Raw genomic sequence first — 22236 nt, 5'->3', positions numbered from 1 at the left:
TCTGTCGAATTATACTCACTGTATAAAAATCTAAATTGAATGATTTTTTTGTATTGGTAAATCCTATTTGTAGCTTGAATTTTTTTGGTTGCAATTTTTATACTGATGGTATATGATGTTTTTTATGCGCAATAAGGGGTGCAGGAAAATATATACAGAACAACTAAGGGGGATACAAATTTGGATCATTCGATAAATAAGGCCGCTCGCCCACCGTATGGGGTCATCGCAATATTGATGATCGGGGCCTTTATTGCTTTTTTAAATAATACATTATTAAATATAGCCCTTCCATCGATCATGAAGGATTTAGATGTAGAGGCCTCAACGGTTCAGTGGCTGACTACAGGGTTTATGCTCGTAAACGGGATATTAATCCCAACCACTGCCTACTTAATCCAAAAATATACGGTTCGCAGACTATTCTTAGTCGCTATGGGGCTATTCACCGTTGGGACAATTCTTTCTGGATTTGCACATGTTTTTATTATGTTATTAGCTGGCCGTATGATACAAGCTTCTGGCTCGGCCATCTTAATGCCGTTATTGATGAATGTTATGCTCGTAAGCTTCCCAGTGGAAAAAAGGGGAACAGCGATGGGGGTATTCGGGTTAATTTTAATGTTTGCACCGGCAATTGGTCCTACGTTATCCGGTTGGATTATTGAACATTATGATTGGAGAATGCTTTTTCATTTTGTTACACCCATTGCCATTATCGTTCTTTTGATTGGCTTTTTCAAGCTTAAGGATAAAAAAGAGAAAATGGATATGCGCTTGGATTTCATTGCACTTCTTCTATCAAGCCTGGGTTTTGGTGGAATTCTTTATGGGTTTAGTTCAGCAGGAAAAAAGGGCTGGGATAGCCCTGAGGTTTATGGAACGATTATTGTCGGAGTTATTTCATTAACTGTTTTTATCATCCGTCAATTAAAGCAAGAACGACCAATGCTGAATTTCAAGGTCTATCAGTACCCAATGTTTTCGCTATCATCGGCTATTTCAATGATTTTGTATATGGCATTATTTTCAGGGATGCTGCTTCTTCCAATTTATGTTCAAACCTTGAGGGGAATTTCTCCGATGGATGCTGGGCTATTACTACTGCCAGGGGCACTTCTAATGTCTATCATGTCGCCGATTACAGGGAAATTATTTGATAAGATCGGGGGACGCATCTTAGCTATCATTGGATTAAGTATTGTTACAGTTACCACTTATGGATTTAGCCAATTAACGTTGCATACAACCTATACACATCTCATTCTATTATATTCAATTCGAAGTCTTGGGATTTCTATGGTGATGATGCCGGTTTCGACCAATGGTTTGAACCAATTACCGAAATCACTTTATCCGCATGGAACAGCAATGAATAATACATTAAACCAAGTAGCCGGAGCAATTGGGACGGCATTACTTGTAACGATTATGACAAACCGCACAGCATCACAGGCCAAAGAAATTGGTGCTGAGGCGATGAAGCATCTTACAGCGAAGCCAACTCCGGCAGCACTTGCTGAAATGAAGCAGCAGGTAATGATGAAGGCGATGTTAAATGGAATCAACTATTCTTTCCTAGTCGCTACTTTTATTGCAGCTTTGGCACTCGTTCTATCCTTCTTTATCAAGCGGGCCAAACAAGCCGAGGAACCCATTGAAGGTAACTCACCAAGTAAAAAAATTAGAACCAAGTTAGCAGAAAATTAAAATCGAAAAAGGGTGACCATTGAGTCACCCTTTTTCATTAGGTATTTTATGCACTTGTTTTTAAATCATAAGAAAAATCGCAGTCATTCCATTCGAAAATGCCTTCCTGTAAACGAATGGTGGGATTAAACGGACATGGAATTGAAACTACTTCTTCTGAGTAACTCTTTATTTCGTCCCGAGATTTTTCAACCAATTGTGTTTTCAATAGAAGGAGTTCGTCTTTTGAGGCTACACGGATTAGTCTGTTAATCGAAATTTTACTCTCATTTATCCCATACTTTTCGCAAATACTATCATGAAAACCTTTATTAAACTGGATCATCATAGGAAGGTCTTGGATAGATGCCACTCCATATACTTCTTTAATGACATCCTCATATCTAATTTGACTGCCGGTAGCAAATCTTGTTATCTTCTTTTCAGGGTTTTCCAATATATAAACAGTTTCAATTGAATTATTCATAAAAATCTGCATCTCCTAATAATTAAAGTTGGATGTTTGGACTGGAATAGTAAATGACCACGCTAATTTCACAAATTTCTTTTTCTCTATTTTCAAAAATCTGATATACATCGGTTGAAAAAGAGACGGAGTCTCCTTGATCCAATGAATAATGATCTTCATCACCAATAGTAATAGTGAAGGTCCCGGAATGGACTGTAATCGATTTAATGGCACCAATCCCGTTCGGTTCGGTAAAGTGTCTACAGTCTGGATGTAGACGGACACGGTAACTTTCAATTGGTATACCTGGTGATGCAAATGTATTATAAACCTCATATAAGTCATTATCCTCTTTGAAAAAAGGCTGTTCAGCCTGCCGAATCATTTTAACAGAAGGATTCATTGCTAAGAAGGATGCGAAAGGAATTTGCAGGCCTGCAGCAATTTTCCAAAGAATCGAAACAGTTGGGTTAGAGGCTCCACGCTCAATTTGACCAAGCATTGGTTTACTAACTCCAGTCAAGTCAGCCAGCTCGTCCAAAGTTAATTTCCGTTGCTGCCGGAAGTACCGCAACCGCTGGCCTATTTGAGCCGTTAAGATATCCTTATCCATGATATAACCCCTTTTGTTGGATACAGTAAATTACTTTATAAATATATTATAACATATTTCGACAATGCTTTAGTGCTATAAAATAGAAACAAAATTAATTTTGCGAAATATTTCTAAATATTTTGCAAAATTAATTTTATTATCTTATAATATACTATAAATCTAATATATTATATTTTTTTACATCAAAAGAAAGAATCTAATATAAATAAAAGGAAGCGACCTTATATGAATTATCCATTTGCACCCCAAACTAAAAACTATGAATCATCTGCCGTAAGGGACATCTTAAAGGTTACACAGCAAGGGCATGTTATTTCTTTCGCAGGGGGTCTGCCAGCAGAAGACATTTTTCCAATCGAACAGGTTCAAATTGCCTATGAGAAAGTATTTGCTTCAGGGAAATCTTCTTTGCAATATGGACTAACAGAAGGATTTATTCCCCTTCGAGAAGCGGTTCAAGCGAAAATGGAAAAGAGAGGAATTTTGTCACATCCCGATAACATTCTGCTTACAACTGGATCACAGCAAGTAATCGACTTGTTTTCACGAATTATGCTTGCACCGGGAGATGTTGTCCTCACAGAGGATCCTACATATCTAGCAGCATTACAGGTCTTTAGATCGTACGGTGCGAATGTGGTGGCTGTAAAGAGTGATGATCAGGGAATGATCACGGAAGATTTAAAAGAAAAAATCGAAAATTTCCAACCGAAATTTGTCTATACCATCCCAACCTTTGCAAACCCAGATGGAAAAGTGTGGAGCCAGGAACGACGTCAGGAGTTATTCAATCTTTGCTCCGAAAAGAATGTTCTGATTCTTGAAGATGATCCATATGGAGATATTCAATTTCATCAAGATGAGGTTTATCAGCCGGTGGCTGCTTTAGATACAGAAAAAAGGATTGTTTTGTACACCAGTACTTTTTCGAAGTCTGTTGTCCCTGCGTTGAGAACTGGTTGGGTAACCGGGCCTTCGGAAGTAATCAAGCTGATGACACAAGCGAAGCAAATGAATGATTTACATTCAAGTTCACTCGACCAACAGGCACTCTATTATTTATTACGCGATTTTAATCTTGATTCTCATATTGCTTTAATTAGAAGCGTTTATTATGAGCGGATGAAATTAATGAAGGAATATTTTGATAAAGTGGGTTCAGGATTGTTCACATGTAAGGAGCCGAAAGGTGGAATGTTCATGTGGGTAGAAGGAAATGAGGAGTTAAACACAACTGCCTTGCTTGGCGAAGCCGTTAAAAAGGGAGTTGCATTTGTTCCGGGTGCACCATTCTATGTCAACGAGCCAAAGCACAATACCTTCCGTGTAAACTATAGCCATTCTACTCCTGAAAAAATTAAGCTTGGAATGGAACGATTAGTGGATGTGTTAACGTCAGTTCCAGTTGCCGCGAAAACAATTTAATTAGGTATGCATCGAAAAGAGTACCGTGTTCAGGCGCAGTACTCTTTTTATGCAATGTAGTTTTTTGTTGGAAATTGAGGACAGGTTCTCATTGAATAGAGGATTAGAAATGTTACGATAATGATAGTTGATCATTGACCGTTTTTTTACAAAACATAAAAAATACGGTCTAAATTATTTTACCTTTTGTCCAATGACAGCCTAATTTGGTGCTATATAATATAAGTTAGGTAGTTGTGATTTGTTCCAAAGCCGTTCTCTTATGTATTTGGGACGATTTTTAGATTGATTGGAGGGTGATGCGATGAATGAAGTTGTAACATTATTTTAAAGCGCTTACATTCTTGGAAAAACCAAAAGGTAATAAAAGTTTATTGGTAAAAAACTGCAAAACAGGAAATCGGAATATTCACATTTATCATTAGCGAAGCGGCAATATTATCATGGTGATCATAAATATTCTCTAGCGAATGCACAGCATTGGTTTTACTCGGAAAGTTCTTTGAAAAACCAAACAAGGGGGAATTTTATTGAAAACGCAAATTGAGCAAAATGGCATTGTCATTTTGACACAAGAAGCGGCGGACAGCTTAAGCAATAGTGAGATGTGGAATGACGATCTCCGTCCGACCACTATGAAGGAACATTCTTGGAAAGGTCTAAATTTCGCTACTCTTTGGATTGGAATGTGTTTATGTATCCCAGCCTATACAATGGCAAGCGGGATGATCTCATTAGGAATGAACTGGTGGCAGGCAATTGGAACCATCTTTATTGGAAACGTTATTGTCCTTATTCCTATTTTATTGAACTCGCATGCTGGGACAAAATTCGGTATTCCGTACCCGGTTTTTGCACGACTTTGGTTTGGCTCAAAGGGTGCACACATCCCTGCTTTAGCAAGAGCACTTGTTGCAGCAGGCTGGTTCGGGATTAACACCTGGATTGGAACAGGTGCAATTGATACATTGTTATCCGCTTCTTTCTCTTTTTGGAGCTTCCCAGGACATACAGCAATTGTTTTTGCACTTTTTTGGGTCTTAAACGTAGCTGTTGCCTATAAAGGTCCACAAGCCATGAAGTATTTAAGTTTGATTGCGACTCCTGTCGTTGGGGTCTCTGCAATTATTCTCCTAATCTGGGCATTCACCAATTCCGGAGGTTGGGGGCCTATTTTATCGACTCCATCTAAATTCCAAACCACTAGCGAATTTTTAAAAGTATTTTTTCCCGCCGTTACTGGGGTAATTGCTTTCTGGGCTACTCTTGCCTTAAATATCCCAGATTTCTGCCGTTATGCTAAAAGTCAAAAATCGCAAATGGTCGCACAAAGCTTTTCACTTCCACTTACTATGACCATTTTCTCTTTTATTGGAATTGCTGTAACCTCTGCAACAGTAGTCATTTTCGGGCAGGCCCTTTGGGATCCGGTAGCCTTGCTTGCGAAATTCCCGCCTTTTATTATTTTTCTCGGTACTTTAGTCATTGTTCTTTCTTCTTTAACCATTAATGTTGGAGCAAACGTGGTTGCGCCTGCCCGTGCGATTGAGAATTTAAATCCAAGGCGGATTACGTTTGGAATCGGAGCACTTGTTACCGGTTTATTTGCCATCTTAATTCAGCCATGGTATATCATGGAGAACTTTGGTAACTATATTTTTGGCTGGCTGGGAACATACGGTGCCTTACTCGGCCCAATTGATGGAATTGCCATCGCGGATTACTGGCTTGTCCGTAAACGGCAGATGGCTCTCCACGAGTTGTATGATGTTAACGGCCGCTACAGTTATACAGGCGGCTTTAATAAAAATGGTGTATATGCGCTTATCATTGGGGTTGCAATCCCTGTTCTTGGCCTCTTGATTCCAGGACTTCGCTTCTTATGGGATAATGCCTGGACATTTGGATTATTGATCTCCATCCTTGCCTACACCTATTTAATGAAAGGTGATAAAAGCGTTCTACAAAAAGGCGAGTACGAAAAAATTACAAGCTTCAAAACTGCTGTTCCCGGCCAAATCTCAGACTCGGTTGATGGCAGTAACCCAAATGTAGATTTGTATTAGTGTCATTGAATGAAAGGAAGCTGCCCAAAATCATTGGGCAGCTTTTTTGTTACAATTTTACGAACTTTTTTGCGTGCAAATTAAAATTCTAAATAATTATATGGTGAAGTTAACACTATCTATAATAAAATAAAAGAAATGGGTAATGAAAAGTGCCAAAGAAGGTCAGCAAATAAAACACCGGCAGGGGGAGTTATAGGTGATGTGGCCTTTTAAGAAAAAGTTCTTAGAAAAATGTGAAAGGCCAGGTTTACTTTCCGTACAAGAAACGACTGAGGAAAGAGAAATTGAGAAAATGGCAAAAAAATTAAAACTAGTTCTGGATAGTACGAAAGATGAAATCATTTTTTTATGCATAGGATCCGATCGTTCCACAGGGGACTCTTTTGGACCATTGGTTGGAACAATGTTAAAGGATAGAAAGATTCCTTTTCCTGTATATGGTACATTAGAAGAACCGGTTCACGCACTGAATTTCAAGAAGATTCTGAAAGGTATTAAACAAACGCATAATGAACCGTTTATTGTAGCAATCGATGCTGCTTTAGGGGAAGCAAGTCAAATTGGATTAATTGTTTTGAAAGAAGGGGCTATTTTTCCAGGAAAGGCACTTAATAAAGGATTGCCAAGTGTTGGTGACTATCACCTGAAGGCGATTGTCAATTATCTTGATCCCTATAATCCAATGGAGTCCTTGAACACCACAAGATTAAATACGGTTATGAAGCTGGCAGATATCGTAACCAGGATTATTTCTCGCGCTATCGAAGATTATTAGATTACGAGGATTTATCGCATAATTACATTTATTTGTAAATGGAAAATTCAAAAATTTTAGTGGTAATTTGAACCATATCATTTGATGTTTTTTTATCGGGTACGATATAATTGGTTTAATGTATACAAAAAGTTGAAGGGAGGAGATCTAATGAGTACTAATTGGGCGGCGGAGGATTTAATTTCCTTAAGGGAAAGGGTCTATTTACACATAAAAGACCTCATTTTAGAAGGTGAATTTAAAACCGGTGATCGGTTGGTGGAAAGGGAGCTAGCTGACCGTTTAAATATTAGTAGAACGCCAATTCGTGAGGCTTTATTTCGATTGGAGTCACAAGGGTTTGTAAAAACCGTACCTAGAAAAGGGGTAATTGTTGCGGACATTTCTGAGAAGGAAATTATTGAAGTTTTTACGATTCTTTCTTCTCTTGAAGTTTTAGCAGCAAAATTGGCTGTTCAAAAGTTAGACGAAGAAACAAAAAGCAATATTGATGCCTATATAAAAAAGGTTGAAGAAAGCTTAGTCAATGAAGAGGCTTTTTCTGATTTACATGGGGAATACAATCAACTTTTATATAGTGCTGCTAAAAATTCTAAACTTCAAGAAATACTTACCGGTTTATCTGATTATATTCGTGCCTTCGCCAAAATTGGTTATAAGAACCCAGGAAGAGCCGTACAATCGATGGAAGAACATGTTAAAATTATGGAAGCCATTATGAATCAAGAGAGCGAAATGACTGAATATTTGACAAAAATCCATATAGAAAATTCAAAAAAGGCGTATATTGAAGCGGTTAATCAAAGCAAGGAAAAAAGGAAAGGGTAAAAGGTTGTCCAAAAAGTCCAGGATAAAAAAGACTTTTGGACAACCTTTTTTATAGGGTCATAACTTTCAGATTAAAGGCCAACCATAACGGATTCTGTTAGGTTTCTTAACACTTTTGCTACACTCATTGCTACAATTGGACTAGATTTAGGATTTTGTTTAAAAGGGGTATTTTGTACTTTTATTTCAACCTGACCAAAAGAGCCCCTTGCTAAAATGGTATGGAAATTTGCCTGAATGGTTGGGTCCACAAATACTTGAACTTTTGTTTTTTCGAAACCAACCCCGGCAATACTTAATGCGGCCGACACATTCACGTTTTCAGGGAATAATTTTGCAGCATTCCTGGCATTGCCTTCATATATACAATAAGGCTCAGTGATTGTCTCTAAATTTACTTTTTCCTCAGCGATCGTCCCAAACCAGCTTTTTGGCTGTTTCCTCGTGATAAGCGTTATTTCTTCTATTTCCCCCAATACCCCTGCAGCTATTCGGTCTAATCCAGCAATGGCGGCAGAAGGAAGTATGATTTGCTTATTGTATTTTTTTGTAGCAGCTTTCAGTGTTTCATAAAACTCATGCTCTGCGAAAGCCCCGACAGAGAGTACGATCAAATTACTCCCAGTGGAAAGGGCCTTTTCCCCGTAAAGCTGTAGCGCTTTATGACCCGCCGCTTCAATAATAATATCCAAATCTTGATTAAAAAACAGATTTTCGTCGGTCGTGACAACGCAATTTTGCGGAATAGATTCGTTTATACCAGGCTTCCTTCTAACAAGAATCGATTTGACTTCAACCTCGCCTGCTCGATTGAAAACGATTAAATCGCTAATCGCTTTGCCAAGCGTACCATAACCTATGATCCCAGCTTTAAGCATTTTTTTATCACCTCAATAATTTATTAATTTTTTTCGATTCCATTTATGGTATACCGTATACCTAAAAGCTTTGTTTCATTTTATCGAATTAGCCTTTTAAAAGCAAGAGATAATTACGAAAATAAAAAAACATCAAAATTTTCAAAATTATTTGCTATTTAACCTCTTTTAATGGTATATTAAATTCATTCTATATAGTTTACAACCTCTATATAGTGAAAAATGTGAAAGGAGGGTACATAAATAGGCTTCTGGGTTTAATCTTGTCTCCGTTGTATAATTGAAAGGGCTTACAATAAGAGAGGTATGAGGATCTTATTGTATAAACTCAGCAGGTTTGGAAACATCACCAAAAAATTGGCTTTTCATTTTTATTTTTTAAAACATCTTGGTATACAATCCACAATCCACAAAGTGCAAAAAACCCTTGGAATTTCAGGATAACAATTTTGACTCATGAAAAAAACTGAATAGTTAAGTTAAGCAAAGAAAATTTGATTGAATATTCTTTTGGTTGATAATCTATATTTCTTCGCTTAAAAGCCAAATGCTATGAAAACCTTGCAAGATTAATTCGATTAATATCTTATAAAGCAACGGAGGAAAGATATGGAATTAACATTAGCTCACTGGGTTTATCTAGTTGTAACTGCAGCTGTCATTGTGATTATGCTTTTTAGAAAAGGTGTTGTTTTACCTCTTATTATTGGGACCTTTTTAGTCGCAGCAGTATATAAAGGGAGTCTTATTGCAGGGTTTCAAGCGGTCTTTAATGCAAATCTAGTTGCCGCAAAGGAGCTATTCAGTATTTTCCTAATTATTTCCATCATGATTGGCCTTCTTAATTCGTTGAAGGATCTTGGGGCGGATAAAAGGATGGTTGTACCGATTCAAAAAATAATGGTAAACGGACATATCTCTTTTATCGTTTTAATGGTCACTACTTATGTAATCTCTCTCTTTTTCTGGCCAACCCCCGCAGTTCCATTAATTTGTGCATTATTGGTTCCAGCAGCCGTGAGTGCAGGGTTGCCTGTTATGACATCCGCAATGGTCATCGTCATTGCTGGACAAGGTATGGCGCTTTCTTCAGATTATATTATGCAAGTAGCACCAATGCTTAGTGCGAAAGCAGCGGGAATTGATAAATCTGCAGTTTCAGATAAGGCATTCATTCTTTCTCTTATTACAGGGGTAACCTCCTTAGCCATTGTCTATGTGAGATCTCGAAAAGCAATTAGGAAAAAATCCGGGTCTGTAAATAACTTAAATAATGAAGAAAAAGCTTTCTTTGATGTGGCCAATGAACTTGCTGCTACGGCAGAAGAGAGTCCTGAACTTATCAAAAGAAAAGAAACATGGGGAAGATTATTTGCCATTATAGTTCCTTTGGCAATGTTAGGTGTTATGATTTTTATGTTCCAAACTAAAATTGGCGGCGGTTCAGGATTTGAAGGGGGCGACGGAGCAGCTTTTATTGGTGGAGTAGCAACCATTCTCTTAGTGCTAGCGACCATTGCCTTCAACCGAATTCATGCCCTTGATAAAATTAGTGAACATATCACTGAAGGATTTGTTTTTGCCTTTAAGGCAATGGCACCGGTAATTCCGATTGCTGGATACTTTTTCATGGGAAGCGGGGATTTTTCGGGTTCTATCCTATCATTAGGTGATACCGCAGCAAAGCCGGCCTTTCTATTTGATTTAATCCAAGCAGGGCAAAATTATATCCCACATAGTCCATTATTTGCTGCAATTAGTATATTAATTGTTGGCATCATTACGGGATTGGATGGTTCAGGGTTTGCAGGGCTACCGTTAACGGGTGCGTTGTCTGGAGCCATTGCGCCAGGAAGTCACATTGATCCTGCTGTTATGGCGGCGATTGGACAAATGGGTTCAGTTTGGAGCGGTGGTGGAACGCTGATTGCCTGGTCATCTCTTGTAGCAGTAGCCGGGTTCTTGCAAGTTTCTCCGTTGGAATTGGCCAGGAAAAACTTCGTCCCAGTCGTTTCCGGGCTTCTGCTTGCGACGATACTAGCCGTGTTTATTTGGTAAAAGTGTGTTCAAGTTTGCGAATTTCTTAGTAAAATAGAAAATATAATTTTAGAATTAGGGGTTTTCCAAAGCTGCTATAACCTTTGGGAACTCCTTTTTTTCATTATGGTTTGAAATGGGGGATCGATCGATGGAACAAGTTAAAGTGGGGCTTGTAGGACTTGGTAAATTAGGGTCCGCGATGATGACGCATTGGAATAAAATGAATATGAAGATCGGGGTGTACCATCCTTTAAAAACCAAGGCTGAACAGTTTGTGGAGCAGTTTCCAAACGGGTATATAGTAATAGAACAAGAATTAAAGGAATTAGATGTGTTAATTTTAGCTTTACCAGCAGCGACTATTATTCCATTTATTACAAATTTAAAGCATAAAGGTAATTTACTTCCTACTGTCACGATCATTAATATGGCAACGTCCTTAGATACGAAAGAAATAAAAGCAAAGTATCCTGCATTAAACATTGCTGGGGTTAAGTTTATGGGGCACTGGAAGGATTTAATGGAGCACGGCAATGGTTTATTTATTACTGAAAATACTCTGCAGAAGCCCTTTGAGGAACTATATCAACGCCTTGGGCAGGTAAAAATAGAGAAGGAAAGCCATTTGACCGAGATCAACAAATTAGCAACCTATTATGCTGTAAAAACAGCCGTTGAATTGGAAAGTGAGTTTGAAAGAAGAGGATTTCCGCCGGAATATGTACAAAGAGCACTTATGTCCCTTGCCCCTGAAGTTATAAGAGGATATTGTGAAGGAAGTCTCGGCCATTTCGCAAAGGAAATCGTTAAAGAAATTAAACAGAAGACTACGAAGGATCTATAAAAATAAGTGCCAGGATTTGCCGCCTCAGGCTTTCGAAAAACTTTCAATAGCCTTTATTCATTTATTTTTTTTAACAAATCTATTTTGTTAATATATAGGCTTCTCAACAGGTCTGTTGATTTCCGCTTCAGGCACTTCGCTTTCCGCGGGCGTGCAGGGGAGCCTCCTCGTCGCTTCGCTCCTGCGGGGTCTCCCCTGCCCCGTACTCCCGCAGGAGTCTTCGTGCCTTCCGCTCCAATCAACAGGTGTATTAATTACAGACTACAACTCTCAATAAATAAAAATAAGAGTAAATTTAATGTTTAAGCCAAAAGAGTATAGCCAAATGAATTTGAATTTGTATTTGTTTCTATTGATGAATTATTTCAGGACAACTACCATCTTCGCCTAATTGAAAAGTATATATATATACTTTTCCTTTCTACTTGTAAAAATTAGACCCTTTTATAACATGGAAAGTGACCGCCTGTCCGAACCCCTTATTCTATTTAAAATGAAGCTTAATGGGTATCTTTTTGGTATTCGTTCTGAAAGGCAACTAGAGAGAGATTAAAATAAACATTGCCTACCGTTGGTTTTTGAGGATTAAAGTTTCACGATCCAGTTTTTACATCATTCTACGATTAGTTGGAATCGTCAACATCGTTTTAAAGATACAAATATAATTCAGGATTTATTTTTGATGACATTGTTCTCCTAGTAATAAATCACAAAATAGTTGGGGGAACATGCCTTATAAATTTAGAAGGGAAAAAATTGAGCGAAGCTTTGCAGACTCAAAAGAGCTGCATGGGCTTCGCTACTGTTTGGTTATGGGAATTTAAAAAGTCTGCCAAAATAATAGAAGATTGCAACACACTCAGCAGATTTGAAAAAGTGTGTGTAATACTTTAGGTTGAATTGCTCGCCTGTTGATTGGAGCGGAGGGCACCGACTCCTGCGGGATAAAGAGGTCACTGGAGACCCCACAGGCGCAAGCGCCGAGGAGGCTCCAGGACCTCCCCGCGGAAAGCGAGTGACCGGAGCGGAAATCAACAGGCCCTTTTGCAGCAGGGATAATCAATAAATTGCCGAGAAAAACATCCTTCCTCGACAATCTGAGGTGCCATGATTGGCACCTTTTCTTAATTTAGTTTAGTAGTAATTCAAGTAAGAACAAATACGCCATCACGATGCCGATGTATAGGGCTGCGAAGGAAAGATTCCAATTTGATACTTTATAAGAGCTTTCCTTTACGATATTGGACATCAGTCCTAAAGTTGCATTATATGGACCAACTAAAAAGGAAGAAACAGCCCCCGCTAACATCGCAACGGTTAAGATGTGAGGTGAAATCCCCATTGCTTGTGGATTTAACCCTTCAATCATTAAAGCAAGCGAGACAGCCGGGTGCAACCCTAGAAAAGCCATCGCTAAAGGAACAAAGGGAAGCAAAATCAAGAAAACTTCAACACCAGCTAGGTGAATAAATTTCATGACCCAGCCATATAGCAGCTCATTTGTGTGCGATACATTGATGGCAGAGATGAAAAATCCAGTTGATAAAAATATAAAGAATTGATCTTTCATACTAACGGAAAAAGATTGGAAATGATTTAGCAGTTGAACACCAAACTCTTTTCCTTGCTTCAAAAATAAAGACCATGTAAGGGCAAATGGGATAACCAATAAAGAAATAAGAATCAAAAACGGATAAGGAAACCTAGTTTCAACTAGCGAAATCACGACATTGAAAATGATGATGGCCAATAAAATTTGAAAGACTCTTCCAGAACGATTGATATGACCGGATTCAACCGTTACTGCTAATTCATTCACTGTCACATTATTTTGAGTTTGAAGCATTCTTTTAGATTTTCGAGCACCTATGAACCAATCAAGTCCCATTCCGATAATACTTAATGGTATAACATAAGGAAGTATGGATACCCAAGTAACTCCCGTCATCGTAATTACAATTCCGACAATCGGTGTAACCGGTGCCCAAATTAATGGCATCGCAAAGCCCCTTGTAATTGCCCTGCTCATGAATCGCTCTTTGTTATTCACCGTATACAGTCCGAGTGCAGGTCTGATCGAGAAATAAGTCATTGGCAATGTTGCAAGATTCATAAAAATACTGAAAAAGTAAGAAATCCCCGAAGTAATCATATATAATTGTCCAGAACTCTTTACACTTTTTTGAATAATGGTTTGTATCCCCCCGCTGTAGCCGCCAATTTTGATTGGAATTCCTAAAATCGGAATAAGGGTAAACATCGTGAGCAAATCCAGCATTGGACCGAAGGAAAGGATATATTGCTTCCAATGGGCTCCGCTCGAAGCAAGTAAAAATACACCAAGGATTAAAAACGTACTACCTAATATTTGCACAAAACGTTTGGCTTGAAAAAACGTGCAGAAGACAATAACAAGGCACAAGCTGGATAAAAGAAATCCAATATGCAAGTGGGGCTGAAGCACTGAAACTAAGTACAAGACGATCACAAAGAAAAGCAGATATCTGAGCATACCAACACCCTATCTATAAGGAAATGTAATAATTCGATAAATGAGTACCGAAAAATGTTATTGATTGTATACCAAATCTTCAAATTCCATAAAGATTAAGTCACAAATCCGCCATAATTACTTAAATTTTTGGTATTTGGTATACAAAACCCTTGAGTTTATTTAATTTCCAATATAAAATAAAACTAACAAATAACCTACAAAACAGGGGGAACTAACATGCTAAATTTTTTATTTAATTCCAAGAAAGCGGCTGAAAAAGCCGAGAGAAAATTAGCATCATTGAGAAAAACACTTAAGTTTTAAAATTTTTATTGGTGAACCGTCACATAGCAGCAGTGGCGGTTTTTTTGCGTTTGTATCATATAATGCAAAAACCGGAGAGACGTTGCCATCTCTCCGGCTGTAAGCCTTTATAAAATGTCTATACTGCAACTTCACTTGATTTTACAAGTTTAGAGTTTACAGAATCCACACTGTTACCGGAGGCTTTTACGATCTCGTTTAATTCCTCGCGTGCTGCTTCAATTGTTTCAAACCTTTCAAAAAACTTTACACCAATATGGTTTACATATTCTTTTCCTTCAAATTCTTCGAATAACTTAATCTTAATTTTTTCATCTAATACTTTTGCAATCGTATACTTCGCCTTTAATTTATCAAAGAAATAGAAATGGTAGGTTTCGACAGGCTCTAGACCATCGTTCTCGAGACTTGTTTGAAAGGTATCTTTATTCGTTAATACAATATATTTTCCCAATTTCTTCACTCCTATAAATGAATTCAATAGTTTTAAACGCTTACATATTGAAGAGTAGTAATGTGTCCAAACACCTCCTCGGAACATTGTATACCAAAACTACTTAATTTGTATTTTATATCAAGGAGACAAAATATTCAACAATATATTCTAAATATTTAAATAATTACTCTTTAAAAAACTCATGGAAGATAGATTTTCAGAGGAAAATTCGGATCAAAATTTTATGAAACGAGATAAAAATAAAAAAATTTTAGTTTACTTATCTACCAAAAAGATTGTATACTTCAGAAAAGTATCGAAATTTTTAGAAAAAACAGAAAGGGGCAATTTTATGCCGAAAGTTATCTTGCATGTTGATGGAACTACAGTGGAGCAAGAAGTGAAAGATAATGCAAACTTGGTCGTTTTAGCAGCAACACGTCTTTTACCAAAGTTAAAATATGGCTGTGGAATGGGGCGTTGTACAAAGTGTACATGTCAGGTGATTAACGGGGCAGAAGATTTAGCACCGCCGAATTGGAAAGAAGTAAAAATGCTTGGAGATAAAGTGAACGAGGGGTACCGTTTAACTTGCCAATTAACGATCCAGCGGGATATTGAAATCTCTCAAGAAAATATTTCAGTCCAGGCTCCTAAAAAACAATCAGCTATTCAAAATTAATTGATGGTTATTTTTTTAGTTAATTAAATGGTATACAAAATACATTAATGCTCAAAGGAGAGTTGAGATGGAGTGTTATGATTTAACCAGGATGACATGGAAAGAGGTTGAAGAAGCATTAAAAAGTGTTCAAGTTGCAATAATTCCGGTCGGTGCCCATGAACAGCATGGACCCCATATGGTGGAAAGCTGTGATGCTGTTTTAGCTGAAAAGATGGCAAAGCGGCTTGGTGAGAGGATGTTTCCTTATGCGGTGGTTACGCCAACGGTGAATATGGGTGTTTCGGAACATCATATGAATTTTCCCGGAACCATTTCACTGAAGCCATCCACACTCATTGCGATTTTAAAAGATATGATCTCCTCTTTGAAGCATCATGGAATTAACAAGTTCTTATTATTAAATTCACATGGAGGAAACCAATCTACACTTAATGTTGCATCACTAACCATAACGAATGAACTAGATGTAGAAGTTTACTATGCCAAAACCACTGCATCTGCAAAAAACTCCATTCAAAACAATATTGGTTCAAGATTATTTGGTCACAGCTGTGAACGTGAAGTATCGGAAGCATTATATTTAGCGCCAGATATGGTGCGTCTTGAACAACTAGAAAAAGGAGATATACAGGAAGAAGGCAGATGGAAGCAGCTAAGACCTGGCAAAGCAATACAAGGGTTTTATCGTTATGAAGAAATGACCAAAAATGGATGTATTGGGGATGCAACAAAAGCCAGTTTTGCAATAGGCCGTGAGATCGTAGAGGAGTCCCTGGATAATCTTTCAGCAGAGCTCTTTAAATTATTAAACATCCATGTGGATGTCCATTCTTAATAGAGATAAGGCAAAATATTATTTTATACTAATCTTTAAAAAATTCTAAAAATTGTGTTTACAAGTAGTCGTTTATCGGTTACTATTAAATCAAGGTATACCAAATACGCTATTACCACAGTGGAAACGGTAAAAAACTAGTAAAATTTATTTTTTTATCGTAGTTTGGTATACAAAATATCAAATGCCAATAGCAGCATTGAAAATCTACATAAAAACTAAGGAGGAGATTTAAAATGGCAGAATTATTATCAAAAGATGAGTTTCGCAAGGAATTAGAGGAAGCAATTAAAGGAAATCATAGCCAAAAGGCTCCGTTCACTTTAGCTTGGGCTGAAGGTAAATTGGAAAGAAAACACTTTGCTAGATGGGCAGAAAACCATTATCACTACGTTGGCCCATTCGCTGATTACTTAGCGTATATTTATCACAATACTCCAACCGATCCAAAATTCGAAGCTGCAAAAGATTTCACCTTACAAAATATGTATGAAGAAGAAATCGCAGCTGACCGCCACACAGATCTCCTTATTCGTTTTGCTGAGGCATGTGGAACGACTCGTGAACGTGTAATGAATCCTGAAAATATGGCTCCAACTACATTAGGATTACAGAGCTGGTGTTTCGCGGTTGCAGCACGTGAGAATTTCGTTGTTGCCACTGCTGCATTAGTAGTTGGACTTGAGTCGCAAGTTCCAGATATTTACCGAAAACAAGCTCCGGCTTTACGTGAGCAATACAACTTTACAGATGAAGAAATTGAATTCTTCGATCTACACATTGTTTCAGATGAAATTCATGGTGAGCGCGGTTATAAAATTGTCCTTGACCACGCAGACACACCAGAATTACAACAGCGCTGCCTAGAAATTGTAAGGACTGGAGCAAAAATGCGCCGCATGTACATGGATGGATTATGGAAGGAATATTTAGAACAAGACCTAGGTGCTTTAGTAGAAACAAAATAATATCTGTATATGAAAATATAAATAAGTAATTTTCTTCCTAATTGTGGGCCGTCAGAATAATCTTGTAGTTAAAGGTTTAATTGACGGCCGCTTTTATTAGAAAATTTTAATTAAATAAATGAAAAAGGTGATCGTAGTGATAACTACAAAAGTGGAAACATTTAATAACTATATAGATGGGATTTGGCAGGAATCGGTAAGCAAAAAAACGTTTAATAGTTTAAATCCTGCCAATAAAGAAGAAGTAGTCGGGGTTTTCCAGGCTTCCAATGAAGATGACGTAAATTTAGCCATTGAAGCTGCCCAAAAAGCATTCACAGGTTGGGCTAAAACAGCGCCATCCAAACGAGCTGCCATTTTAAATCAAGCAGCAAGTATTCTAGAGCAAAAAGCTGATCAGTTAGCTGAAGAGTTAACCCGTGAAGAAGGTAAACATGTTACTGATGCTAAGAATGAAGTGTTACGCTCTGCTCAAACACTCCGATACTATGCTGTTGAGGGGCAAAGTTTTACAGGTGAAACATTTCCAAACGATGATCCAAATATGAAGGTATCCACGGAAAGAGAACCGCTTGGAGTGGTGAGCGTCATAACTCCTTGGAACTTTCCTCTATCGATTCCTGCCCGAAAAATCGCTCCCGCTTTAATCACAGGTAATACGGTGGTTTTTAAGCCTTCTTCTGATACACCACTCATTGCCGTACGCCTTGTTGAAGCACTTTACGAAGCAGGCATTCCAAAAGGTGTTATTAATTTCGTAACGGGCAAGGCAAGTGACATTGGTGACCGATTGGTAACCCATCCGTCCGTAAGGGCTGTCACGTTTACAGGCTCAACTGCAGCCGGTGAAGACATTCATCGTAAAGCTGCTATTACAACACGAACGCAGATGGAACTTGGTGGGAAAAACCCATTAATTGTCATGGATGATGCTGACCTTGATTTAGCTGCAACCCTGACCGTTAATGGTGGTTTCTCTCTAACAGGGCAGGCTTGTACCGGAACGAGCAGGGTCATTGTAATGAAGGAAGTAATAGAGGATTATATTCAAAAGCTTGTCGAAAAGACCAGTGCCCTAAAAATCGGAAATGGTTTTGAAGCAGGTGTAAAAATAGGACCACTTGCAAACGAAAAACAAATGAAAAATGTTTTAAAGTATATCGAGTTTGGTAAAGAAGATGGTGCCGAATTGGTTTATGGCGGCGAGCCATTAACAACAGGGGAATTCGAAAAGGGCTACTTTGTAAGACCTGCCATTTTTACAAATGTAAAGCCGAATCATCGAATTGCAAAAGAAGAAATCTTTGGACCTGTCGTGGCCGTTATTGAAGTGGATACATATGAAGAGGCCATCGCTGTTGCCAATGATGTTGAGTACGGATTATCTGCTTCCATCGTGACCAATAATCTGAAGATTGCCAACCAATTTACCAAAGATATTCAAGCCGGAACGGTAAAAGTAAATCGGACGACGACTGGTAATTTAATGAATGCGCCTTTTGGTGGTTTGAAAAAATCCAGCACTTCAACATTCCGTGAATCTGGAAGAGTGGGTCTTGAATTCTTTACACAATTGAAAACGGTATATATCGGTTATTAAAAAAATGAAAAGGAGAACATAAAATGAAAACAGTATTAAAATTAGAATTAGAAGAAGCAAAATTAATGATTGAGGCGGCTAAGAAAAAATCAGAAGAAATCAATGTTCTTGAGACGATTGCTGTTGTGGATGACGGAGGAAATCTCATTGCATTAGAGCGAATGAATGGAGCTCGAATCACTGGTCCCGAAATTTCCATTGCCAAAGCCTATACTGCAGCAGGGCATAAACGATCTACTCACCTATTTAATAAAGAACCAAATGGTCCTGCACTTCCGGGGAATGAGGCATTTGGTATCAACCAAATTATTCCGGGGAAATTTGCAATTTTTGTAGGTGGATTCCCGATTGTGGTTAACGGTGAAGTAATTGGCGGCATTGGGGTAAGCGGTGGAAATGGTGAACAAGATACAGCAGTTGGAACGGCAGCCCTTCAAGCATTACAAAACTATGTAGAAAAAGATGGACTTGAAGTCATTACTACAGCAGATATTAAAAAATAGTGAGCTCATTCAATTAAAAGCTTAGACAGAATGAGGCCCATGTTCATTCAACCGGAAGGGATTGTTATCAAAGAAATAGATGTTTGGTTGAAGAAAGGGGATACACATGTGAAACCGTATGTTGATTTAGCGATTGGGTTTGCCCGCACTGGTGTAACAGGCTACGGGGGCGGGCCCTCTACAATTCCGTTGATTGAATATGAAGCGGTCAAAAAATATCATTGGACATCTGAAGAAGAATTTTCCGAGATTTTGGCGATGGCCAATACATTGCCAGGGCCAATTGCGACAAAAATGGCGGCCTATATTGGATTTAAAGTGAAGGGTACATTAGGAGCAACCGTGGCCATTCTTGCTCATATCCTGCCATCAATCATTGCAATGTTAGCCTTATTAACTGCACTTTATTCGTTTCGGAATTCCCCGATTGTGAGTGGAATGGTGCAAGGGGTTACGCCTGTAATTGGATTTATGCTCGCGGAAATGGCTTACCGGTTTTTCCAAAATGGTCGAAAAGGACTTGGTTTATCGAAAATGGTAAGCCTATCTGTCCTATCATTAATCGTAGTCCAGTTCCTAGGATTACATCCAGGAATCTTAATCGCTATTTTTCTAATTACTGCCTTTATTATTGCAGACCGTAAAGAAAAAGCTACCGTCAAACAGGCCGAAGTTGTTGTTAAAAGAAAGGAAAAAAGTTCATGATCTATTTGCATATTTTTTGGGCATTTTTAATTTCGAATTTACTGGGCTATGGGGGCGGTCCTGCTACAATTCCATTATACCAAAATGAAGTCGTTAATCATTATCATTGGATGTCAGCATCCGAATTCGGGAATATATTAGCGATTGCGAATGCCCTGCCTGGTCCAATTGCAACCAAAATTGGCGGGTTTATCGGCTATCAAGTGGGTGGTCCGATTGGCGCAATTATTGGGCTGGCAGCTACAATCCTTCCCTCTGCCATAGCTGTAATAATATTGTTTAAATTTGTAAATTTATTTAAAGATAATGCAAGAGTCAAGCTTATGACCAAGTCTGTACAGCCCATTATCGCTATCTTGTTAGGTGTAATGGCTTATCAATTTTTCTTAACGGCTTTTGAAAAAAGCGGGGTCTTTCATTTAGTTTTGTTAGCTGTAGTGAGCTATTTCGCCTTAATTAAAATCAAGCTCCATCCGTCATTACTGATTCTTGGAGCGCTGATCTATGGCGGGGTATTTTTATCATAATGGATAAAAGGGAATGAAAATACTTAAGAAATAAGCGGGTGTGATGAATGGATATTAGATGGGAGGAAAACAATCTTTTATCAGTACGAGAACATGCATATTTATACTTAAAAGAAATGATTCTTGAAGGTGAATATAAAGCCGGTGATCGTTTGATTGAAAGAGAACTCGCAGGGAAACTGAATATTAGCCGCACCCCAATCCGAGAGGCTCTGTTCCGTTTGGAATCTCAAGGATTTGTAAAAACAGTACCCAGAAAAGGGGTAGTCGTTTCCAATATTTCAGAAAATGAAGTTATCGAAGTGTTTACGATTCTTTCTTCTTTAGAAGTTCTCGCTGTCAAATTAGCCGCAGAAAAAATGGATGAGGATACCAAAGTAGAACTTGATCAAAAAATCCAAGAACTGATGGAACTCGAATCAGGAGCGGAAGAAAATTATAATCTTGAACATATTCAAATGAACCGTCTTATCAACAAAGCATCGAAAAGTCCAAAATTGTTTGAAATTCTTTCCAGTTTGATTGATTTTATTCATATGGCTGCCAATATGGGATACGAAACACCAGGGAGACGTAAAGATTCTCTAAGGGAACATATTGAAATCATGAAAGCATTGCGTAATCAAGAAACAGAATTAGCAGAGTATTTTATGAGAATTCATATCGAAAACTCAAAAAAAGCGTATATCACCTATATACAGAACCGGAAAGAGAAGCTAAATAAAAGGAAAACGGAAATCCCCTCTAAATGAATTACTAATAAGAAGATAAAAAAGGGAGGACTTGGGAGATGCCGAAAATTCATTTTGTTAACAATGATAAACAATTAGAGGTGCCGGAAAATTCGAATATTTTAAGAATGTCTCTTCGCTATGACGGAGAACTTCCAAACCGTTGCGGCGGAGGAATTTGCGGAACATGTGTTTTTAAAGCGATTGAAGGAGCAGAATACCTGGATAAAGTAAAAATTCAAGAAAAAAGAAAATTAGGGGAAGAATGGCTTGAAAAAGGCTATCGCCTTGGGTGCCAAACCTTTGTAACCAACGGAGATGTCTCCCTATCCTGGGATGAAGAGGTGACAAAGCAGGTAATTAAAAGAAAGCCAGATAAACTTCAAAAAGAAGTAACTTCGGTTTAGCTATTACTCTAAAATTTGTATTCTAGTAGATTAATATTATGAGGATTGGCGGGTGATCTTATGTGGGTGTGTAACAGTCATATGAAGGAAATTATTGCATTAATGGATACTCCCCATATTAGTAAAGCATCATATCAAATAAAATGCTCGGCTTGTGATAACCGTGCTATTGCAAAGGTGTATTTTGCGCATAAACCATTCCGTCTTCAAAAAAACCAGAAGGAACTTGTAAAATGATTCATAAAAGAAAACAAGGCGCATATTGCGCCTTTTTATTATTTTAATTAGGTTATCTTACATACTTTTGCTCAGAAATGAAATTTCCATGTTATGAAAGCTTCCATAATTTAAGATTCACATCCTCCGATATGGCATACTTAAATCAAAT

Annotated in this window: 21 protein-coding genes and 1 pseudogene; 17 read left to right on the top strand and 5 right to left on the bottom strand. The window is 38.0% G+C overall.

Going from position 1 to position 22236, the window contains the following annotated elements; translation table 11 throughout:
- Positions 1–237: 237 nt before the first annotated feature.
- The gene (locus ACFQZ9_RS27420; RefSeq protein ID WP_498946749.1) at positions 238–1710 is read left to right on the top strand and encodes an efflux MFS transporter permease; all 1473 of its coding nucleotides are present in this window, start codon (positions 238–240) and stop codon (positions 1708–1710) included.
- A gap of 46 nt (positions 1711–1756) precedes the next feature.
- On the opposite strand, the gene ACFQZ9_RS27415 is transcribed toward ACFQZ9_RS27420, so the two are convergent.
- Together ACFQZ9_RS27415 and ACFQZ9_RS27410 are read right to left on the bottom strand one after the other, a co-directional pair.
- Positions 1757–2176, bottom strand: coding sequence for a hypothetical protein (locus tag ACFQZ9_RS27415; RefSeq protein WP_498946536.1), 420 nt, complete (start codon positions 2174–2176; stop codon positions 1757–1759).
- A 22-nt stretch (positions 2177–2198) separates the two neighbouring features.
- Positions 2199–2771, bottom strand: a complete 573-nt coding sequence (locus ACFQZ9_RS27410) for a helix-turn-helix domain-containing protein (RefSeq protein ID WP_498946535.1) — start codon at positions 2769–2771, stop codon at positions 2199–2201.
- A 228-nt stretch (positions 2772–2999) separates the two neighbouring features.
- Between ACFQZ9_RS27410 and ACFQZ9_RS27405 the strand changes: the two genes are divergently transcribed.
- From ACFQZ9_RS27405 to ACFQZ9_RS27390, 4 genes are all read left to right on the top strand, one after another.
- On the top strand, positions 3000–4199 hold the full coding sequence (locus ACFQZ9_RS27405) for an aminotransferase-like domain-containing protein (protein ID WP_498946534.1): 1200 nt from the start codon (positions 3000–3002) through the stop codon (positions 4197–4199).
- 530 nt (positions 4200–4729) lie between these two features.
- Complete coding sequence (locus ACFQZ9_RS27400; RefSeq protein WP_498946533.1) at positions 4730–6265, top strand: NCS1 family nucleobase:cation symporter-1; 1536 nt, start codon at positions 4730–4732, stop codon at positions 6263–6265.
- Positions 6266–6467: 202 nt separating this feature from the next.
- Positions 6468–7043 (top strand): spore protease YyaC, encoded by a 576-nt coding sequence (yyaC, locus tag ACFQZ9_RS27395; protein WP_498946748.1) that lies wholly within the window; start codon positions 6468–6470, stop codon positions 7041–7043.
- A gap of 150 nt (positions 7044–7193) precedes the next feature.
- The gene (locus tag ACFQZ9_RS27390; RefSeq protein ID WP_498946532.1) at positions 7194–7871 is read left to right on the top strand and encodes a GntR family transcriptional regulator; all 678 of its coding nucleotides are present in this window, start codon (positions 7194–7196) and stop codon (positions 7869–7871) included.
- A gap of 71 nt (positions 7872–7942) precedes the next feature.
- On the opposite strand, the gene nadX is transcribed toward ACFQZ9_RS27390, so the two are convergent.
- Positions 7943–8749, bottom strand: coding sequence for an aspartate dehydrogenase (gene nadX, locus ACFQZ9_RS27385; protein WP_498946531.1), 807 nt, complete (start codon positions 8747–8749; stop codon positions 7943–7945).
- Positions 8750–9358: 609 nt separating this feature from the next.
- Between nadX and ACFQZ9_RS27380 the strand changes: the two genes are divergently transcribed.
- The 3 genes and pseudogenes from ACFQZ9_RS27380 to ACFQZ9_RS27370 all read left to right on the top strand — a co-directional run.
- Positions 9359–10807: a hypothetical protein gene (locus tag ACFQZ9_RS27380; RefSeq protein WP_498946530.1), complete on the top strand. Its 1449-nt coding sequence runs from the start codon at positions 9359–9361 to the stop codon at positions 10805–10807.
- Positions 10808–10937: 130 nt separating this feature from the next.
- Positions 10938–11633 (top strand): NAD(P)-binding domain-containing protein, encoded by a 696-nt coding sequence (locus tag ACFQZ9_RS27375; RefSeq protein WP_498946529.1) that lies wholly within the window; start codon positions 10938–10940, stop codon positions 11631–11633.
- A gap of 351 nt (positions 11634–11984) precedes the next feature.
- Positions 11985–12368 (top strand): annotated as a pseudogene (locus tag ACFQZ9_RS27370) (transposase); the annotation flags it as partial.
- A gap of 394 nt (positions 12369–12762) precedes the next feature.
- Here ACFQZ9_RS27370 and ACFQZ9_RS27365 read toward each other — a convergent pair.
- Positions 12763–14145: a hypothetical protein gene (locus ACFQZ9_RS27365; protein ID WP_498946528.1), complete on the bottom strand. Its 1383-nt coding sequence runs from the start codon at positions 14143–14145 to the stop codon at positions 12763–12765.
- 424 nt (positions 14146–14569) lie between these two features.
- Positions 14570–14914 carry a hypothetical protein gene (locus ACFQZ9_RS27360; RefSeq protein ID WP_308913690.1) on the bottom strand — a complete coding sequence of 115 codons (345 nt, stop codon included), beginning with the start codon at positions 14912–14914 and terminating at the stop codon, positions 14570–14572.
- A 325-nt stretch (positions 14915–15239) separates the two neighbouring features.
- Here ACFQZ9_RS27360 and ACFQZ9_RS27355 point away from each other — a divergent pair, with 325 nt between their 5' ends.
- The 9 genes from ACFQZ9_RS27355 (at position 15240) to ACFQZ9_RS27315 (ending at position 21848) form a co-directional block, all read left to right on the top strand.
- Positions 15240–15569: a 2Fe-2S iron-sulfur cluster-binding protein gene (locus ACFQZ9_RS27355; protein WP_198311708.1), complete on the top strand. Its 330-nt coding sequence runs from the start codon at positions 15240–15242 to the stop codon at positions 15567–15569.
- A 67-nt stretch (positions 15570–15636) separates the two neighbouring features.
- A complete protein-coding gene (locus tag ACFQZ9_RS27350; RefSeq protein WP_498946527.1) occupies positions 15637–16407 on the top strand; it encodes a creatininase family protein in 771 nt (256 codons plus the stop codon).
- A 236-nt stretch (positions 16408–16643) separates the two neighbouring features.
- Entirely contained in the window at positions 16644–17375 is a 732-nt protein-coding gene (locus ACFQZ9_RS27345; RefSeq protein WP_498946526.1) for an iron-containing redox enzyme family protein, read from the top strand.
- Positions 17376–17493: 118 nt separating this feature from the next.
- Positions 17494–18975 carry an aldehyde dehydrogenase family protein gene (locus ACFQZ9_RS27340; RefSeq protein WP_498946525.1) on the top strand — a complete coding sequence of 494 codons (1482 nt, stop codon included), beginning with the start codon at positions 17494–17496 and terminating at the stop codon, positions 18973–18975.
- A 23-nt stretch (positions 18976–18998) separates the two neighbouring features.
- Positions 18999–19478 carry a GlcG/HbpS family heme-binding protein gene (locus tag ACFQZ9_RS27335; protein ID WP_498946524.1) on the top strand — a complete coding sequence of 160 codons (480 nt, stop codon included), beginning with the start codon at positions 18999–19001 and terminating at the stop codon, positions 19476–19478.
- Positions 19479–19517: 39 nt separating this feature from the next.
- A complete protein-coding gene (locus ACFQZ9_RS27330; protein ID WP_498946523.1) occupies positions 19518–20183 on the top strand; it encodes a chromate transporter in 666 nt (221 codons plus the stop codon).
- Complete coding sequence (locus ACFQZ9_RS27325; protein ID WP_198311703.1) at positions 20180–20710, top strand: chromate transporter; 531 nt, start codon at positions 20180–20182, stop codon at positions 20708–20710. Before ACFQZ9_RS27330 ends, ACFQZ9_RS27325 begins: the two co-directional genes overlap by 4 nt.
- A 47-nt stretch (positions 20711–20757) precedes the next feature.
- On the top strand, positions 20758–21462 hold the full coding sequence (locus tag ACFQZ9_RS27320) for a GntR family transcriptional regulator (protein ID WP_498946522.1): 705 nt from the start codon (positions 20758–20760) through the stop codon (positions 21460–21462).
- Between the two features lie 38 nt (positions 21463–21500).
- The gene (locus tag ACFQZ9_RS27315) at positions 21501–21848 is read left to right on the top strand and encodes a 2Fe-2S iron-sulfur cluster-binding protein (RefSeq protein ID WP_198311702.1); all 348 of its coding nucleotides are present in this window, start codon (positions 21501–21503) and stop codon (positions 21846–21848) included.
- The last annotated feature ends 388 nt before the right edge of the window (positions 21849–22236 follow it).

This window comes from Neobacillus sp. GCM10027624 (genome assembly GCF_042675345.1).
GTDB lineage: Bacteria > Bacillota > Bacilli > Bacillales > Cytobacillaceae > Neobacillus > Neobacillus cucumis_D.
The sequence above is the reverse complement of the archived record's forward strand: the minus strand, read 5'-3'. Positions and strand labels throughout refer to the sequence as shown.